Here is a 5,285-nt window from a genome sequence, read left to right as displayed (position 1 = left end):
CCAAGACTCATCATGAAAATTGAAAGAGGACTCATTAATAATTTTTGAAAAACATCTTTATGTTGAGTGCGAAGAAGAATTAAACAAACAAGACAACATATTACACTCAAAATCGAGAACGAGACAACGAACCGACCAATCCTCTCCTGTTGTTTATCATGTTGTTTATCAATGGGAAGAGCTTGCAAAAGATAAAACGCACCGTGAACTGCAAAAAGAAAAACTGATGTAAACCCCATAACTATCGAATAAGGGCAACCGAATGATGATATGCTCATAGCAGTTTCACTTGCCGCATCAATCTGCAATCCAATTACAAGATGTCCAGATAAAAATCCCCCCATGAAAGCAACTAAAGCACATGAAAAAGAGATTCCAAAATCCAAAAAGTTCTGAATAAAGGGAAGTGTTACTTTCTTACGATAAGAAACAAAAAGTGGCTTCATAATGAGACCAATCAGAAGAGCAAGCCAGATAAAGCGAAAAGAGTAGAATAATACAGCAGACACTTTGGGTACGCCTGCAAAAAGCACACACCCACCAGAAACAAGCCAAATTTCATTCCAATCCCATTTGGATCCTATGACTTTTAAAGACTTCTTCTTATCGGTTTCTCGGCATCTAAAAACATGCAAAATACCTACACCCAGGTCATAGCCATCTAAGACGACATAGCCTGCAATAAGAAAAGTGTACAAAATCAAGGAAAGTTGCTGAATAGCTGGCATTGAAACACCCTATAAAATCTGCTTACACAAAGAAAAACTACGATTTTGCAAATAGAGTGGAATCGGCCACTCATCACTGATTAAATTAGATCGCGTGATACAACGAGCTAACAAAAATCAGAAAGCTAAAAATAAAGATTCTCCAGGAGAAATGTTCTCTCAACGACTAATAGATCGAAAAAGACAAGACAGGATAAGGAAGGGAATAACTCGGAATATAACAGGCAAAGGATACAAACATGCTCGAACATCTACTCATAGCAGGGTTCTACCTTATCCTGATTGTGATCATGGTTGCAAACCAGCCAAAAACGATCTCCCCCTTTCACGCAACACGTATGCTTATAAGTATAGGAACTCTAGTTGCCTTCTCCACTATCTTAATTTTGCTATTCTGGAAACAAATAGACACTACCAGCGTCCTAACTGAACGAGATGCAGCTACACAATTTCTATCAACATTTCTAGTCTGCTCATTGACCACAATAGATAACTTATCACTTTTTCTTGCACTTTTTAAAATATTCAATCTCAAACAAGAAGATGAGCCCAGGGCCTTAAGGATCATGTTAATAGGGAAGGCTATCATTAGAATTAACCTTCTATTTGCAGGATTTATTATCATTTCCAATGCCAAATGGATAGTAAGATTCTTTTCTTTGCCCATCCTTTACACAGGATACGGACTAGCAATAGAATCAAACGAACCTAACAAAAGGTTTAAGAAAGCCTTTAATAAGCTGAGTGCCAAGGGATTATTCAGTAAATCGAATCACCGACTAGGCGTTATCTCAATCGGTCTTCTTCTCATCTGCGATACATTTCTCGGAGTGGATTCAATAGCTGCAACTCTTTCCTTCACAAATAATCTACTTCTTGCGCAGGTTGCAAACTTACTCTCTCTAGGATTGCAAATTCCAATCTACATCTTGCTGCAACGAGCACAAGAAAAGAATCCACATATGAAAAAGGCAATAGGGTTTCTTCTTCTATGCACAGGAACACACATCCTTGTGTTCGGCTAATAAAGGATCAACAAAGAAAAGACGAACGCAAATAAAGCAAACGATTCTATCACACCTATCGGTGCCCAAGCTTTTCCGTAATGTTCAGGTCTTTTAAGCGAAAGATAGATTCCTGCCGCACAAATTTTCCCTTGAGCTACAGCAGAAATTGCTAAGGCAGAACCACAACCAATACCTAAAAATACACCACTCACTGGGGAAAAATTACCAGAAAGAATAGCATTCTTCATTAGAAGCATCAAAATGAAACCAAAGATCGATTGAGAGGCCGGAGCAGTCGACATCGCAATCAACTTGCCATGTCCTTCATCGGTTTGGGACATAACCGATAAACAAGCTGAAGCAGCAATCTGACACCCTAAACTGCTTCCGATACATCCGAACGCTAAAGCCAACCCTGGACCAACCATATTAAAATCAAACACAAGACGCCTCACTAAGTATAATTACTTTTCTATAGACAAGGGGCGGAAAGGGCGACCCCCACCATCAAACGAGTAACGATAACATTCCAAAAAATTTAATCGTAAACTATGAACGACAGCTCCCATTACACCTAGCCCAAAGTTGATCAAATGTCCAAATAAGAGGCACCCCCACGAGAAAGGCCACGGTAGAAAAAGAGAAATTGAATTAAATGTCTCAGCAATAATCGCTCCAGAAAGACCAAGAGCATATAACCTCAAATAAGAAAGGACATCAGAAAAAATTTGTATAGCATTCATCCACTCCAGTATACCGCTGAGGAATCCTCTTTCTTGAATGGCAAAAAAATGTGCTGTCAGAAAACCAAAAAAAGTGACCCAATTAGCTACCAAAAGAAGTTTTTCCTTTGAAAAAAAGAAAATATAATGCGGAAGAAGGGTTGCATCAAGGAAATCCGCCAGAATGAAATAACCACCTAGCATACAAAATGACCAGCCGAAATGTGTTCTGGTTTTGGAACGCCCCCTCCACATGGAAAAGAGAAGATGACAAACTCCAACAATTAAAACAAACTCTTTGATGACAGTGTCAATTAAAATTCTTTGTATAGGAGTGGACAGTACCCCTCCACTCACGACCTCCAAGGTCAAAGGAGAATTTCCTACTTCAATATGTTGAACCAGCTGTGGGTAATCTAAAATCCATTTTCCCCAAACTATGTCTCCCATCATCTGATGATAAAAAGCTTTTTTTTCAGCTAAGAATATGAAAGGAGAGAGTCCTGAGTGAAAGGATACTCCAAAGAAACTCCCAATTAGTCCACCCCAAACAGATGTTACTAAGCCAAGTATCTTTCCAAGGTCAACCATTCTACAATTAGATCCAGAACAAGAAGGCATTTTCCACTGAAAATAAAGAGAGGCAAATAAGATAACTAATCCGTACCCCATGTCAGCCATGATCAGTCCAAAGAAAATGGCAAACGCAACCAAAACAGAAAAAGAAGGATCTTGATCCGTCTTTGAAGGGACGTCATAAACTTCTACTAAATCCTGACCTATTCTTGCATAACCCTCATTACGAAAAACAGTTGGCGCAACCTCTCCTTCCTCAACAAATGATCTCTCTAAGTAAATTAAATGTTCTTTAGTTAGTCTTATAAGATCTTCCTCGCAACTAGGGTCTACCCAAATGAAAGCCAAGAAAGCACTCTCTTCATCAAGTGTTGCGTTCTCTGCTTGAGTTCTACGGAATTGATTTAAAAGTAGCTTTCTTGCCACCTCAAGATACGGTTTCCCATTTTGTTTTTGTTTTAATTCAATATTTAGCTCAGCAATGTCTTCATTCAGCCTCTCCAAGTCCGATGTTACTTGATAAAGATCACGTTCAATTGTAATGACGTATTCTTTCAAAGACGTCTCTTCGCCAAATAGGATGCCGTACCAAGTTGACCCGTTACGAGAAGCCTCAAACAAACGCCAATCTTTACTTCTCAAATTGAATTCTTGAAGAGGCAATGAAAGAAAAGAGATCTCTGCACTTAAATCTTTTGATAATTGTCTAACTTGAAATTGGCTGAAAAAACCAAAAGGCGCTAAAGATTCCCTTTCTTGCGTAAGGATCTCTTTTTTTTGCTCAAAGTTATGCTTTTTTTCTTCTAGAAATACAATCTTGGTAGCTAACTCAGACGCCCTGTCGACAATCTCTTTCTCTTCTTTTGGAAGATAAATCTCACAAAATTGATCCTTACATTCCTCACAAAATGAAAGTGCCCTTACTATCAACTGATACTTATCCCATGTATGAAGATTAGTAGAGCCTTTATCTTCAAATTGTACAATTCCAAGAAGCTGAACGCTTTTCAAAAAAGATTCACGTTCGGCTCGAGAACCTACCAACAACCATTTACTAGCTTGGAAGCAAACCATCTCTACACCTTCTTCTTTTTGGCGATCTTTGATCTACCAATAGCAGCCAGCTCAACATCTCCTAGAAAAACAAGGATCCTCTTAATATTCTCTTTCCTACGCGGAATAAGAACCTTCTCAATTAAATTAGTGCGAACGGAAATCCTCTTAAATTCAGCCTCTAAAAGACGTAATCTTATTTCGGCGTATTCAAAACGAATCTTTGCTTCCAGGTAGAGTCTTCCCAACTGAATAAATTGCTCTGTACCAGAGGGAGTGCCAGCGACTGAATAAGGAACATCTTTCCATGTGATAGAAGAAATATACGGGAGAGACACTCCAGCAACGTTTTCTAACATTCGATCAAGAGAATCTAGAACAAGTAACGCACCAATTTTTGGATTCAGCGAAAAAGAAGCTTTTTGTGATGAAATAGTTTTTAAAGATTTATTCATCTCATCTCGAAAATGTTCTAAACTAGAACGATTCACCAACACCTTTCTTTGCAATAAGCTTTTCTTCAAAATGAGAGTCGGTAGATAAGCCTGAAACTCATCAAGCTTTTGACGTTGAATACGCAACTCTCCTTTGGTAAGTTTCAGGGCCGCAAACGTCATACAGCCTCTTTCCAATTTGGACGAAACTTCTCAACAAGAGAAAGTTTGATCCCAGTTTCTTGCCTGGAAAATACAGAAGAAAGGATGTCCCATATAAGATCTAAGGACTTCTCAAGAGAGAGGTCAACCTCAAGGGGAAGAATTTCTCGATCAAATTTATCAGCGAAAAGAAGCAGCTTCTCATCCCATGGAGAAAGCTCAAACCCCATAGACATCTTCTCTTTACTTTGCCTTGCAGAGGAGAGAAGACGAACAGTTGCATTGGCCAATTCTCCATGGTCTTCACGAGTGACATGTCCAATAACAAGCTGTTTCAATCGAGAAAGAGATGAAAATGGGTCGATCTTCCCCTTTTCCAAGAAGAACTGACCCTCAGTTATGTAGCCAGTATTGTCAGGAATAGGATGTGTAATATCACCTCCAGGCATCGTTGTCACAGTCACCAAAGTGATAGAACCTCCTGAAGACAACTCAATTGCACGCTCATATCGAGAAGCCAAGTCTGAATAAAGGGATCCAGGATATCCTCTTGTCGAAGGTATTTGGTCCATGCTAATTGCAATCTCTTTTAGTGCATCTGCA

General features: G+C 39.1%; 7 protein-coding genes. 1 reads left to right on the top strand and 6 read right to left on the bottom strand.

Annotation, left to right across the window (positions count from 1 at the left end):
• Together GCCT14_RS03470 and GCCT14_RS05480 are read right to left on the bottom strand one after the other, a co-directional pair.
• Positions 1–728: cytochrome d ubiquinol oxidase subunit II (locus GCCT14_RS03470; protein WP_192875494.1), on the bottom strand; the 728-nt coding region annotated here is incomplete at its 3' end.
• A gap of 325 nt (positions 729–1,053) precedes the next feature.
• On the bottom strand, positions 1,054–1,317 hold the full coding sequence (locus GCCT14_RS05480; protein WP_239978365.1) for a hypothetical protein: 264 nt from the start codon (positions 1,315–1,317) through the stop codon (positions 1,054–1,056).
• On the opposite strand from GCCT14_RS05480, the gene GCCT14_RS03465 reads away from it, so the two are divergent.
• Positions 1,205–1,753: a TerC family protein gene (locus GCCT14_RS03465; protein WP_239978364.1), complete on the top strand. Its 549-nt coding sequence runs from the start codon at positions 1,205–1,207 to the stop codon at positions 1,751–1,753. The genes GCCT14_RS05480 and GCCT14_RS03465 overlap by 113 nt on opposite strands.
• Here the strand turns inward: GCCT14_RS03465 and GCCT14_RS03460 are convergent.
• The 4 genes from GCCT14_RS03460 to GCCT14_RS03445 all read right to left on the bottom strand — a co-directional run.
• Positions 1,750–2,178, bottom strand: coding sequence for an ATP synthase subunit C (locus GCCT14_RS03460; RefSeq protein WP_239978363.1), 429 nt, complete (start codon positions 2,176–2,178; stop codon positions 1,750–1,752). The two genes, GCCT14_RS03465 and GCCT14_RS03460, sit on opposite strands and share 4 nt — an antisense overlap.
• Positions 2,179–2,199: 21 nt before the next feature.
• Positions 2,200–4,107 carry a V-type ATP synthase subunit I gene (locus GCCT14_RS03455; RefSeq protein WP_157952564.1) on the bottom strand — a complete coding sequence of 636 codons (1,908 nt, stop codon included), beginning with the start codon at positions 4,105–4,107 and terminating at the stop codon, positions 2,200–2,202.
• Positions 4,108–4,109: 2 nt separating this feature from the next.
• Positions 4,110–4,703, bottom strand: a complete 594-nt coding sequence (locus tag GCCT14_RS03450) for a V-type ATP synthase subunit D (protein ID WP_108624257.1) — start codon at positions 4,701–4,703, stop codon at positions 4,110–4,112.
• On the bottom strand, positions 4,700–5,285 hold a 586-nt coding region (locus GCCT14_RS03445; RefSeq protein ID WP_478209988.1), incomplete at its 5' end, for an ATP synthase beta subunit C-terminal domain-containing protein. The genes GCCT14_RS03445 and GCCT14_RS03450, both read right to left, overlap by 4 nt.

Source organism: Candidatus Similichlamydia epinepheli (assembly GCF_003056015.1).
This window is presented reverse-complemented; position numbering and strand designations above follow the sequence as displayed.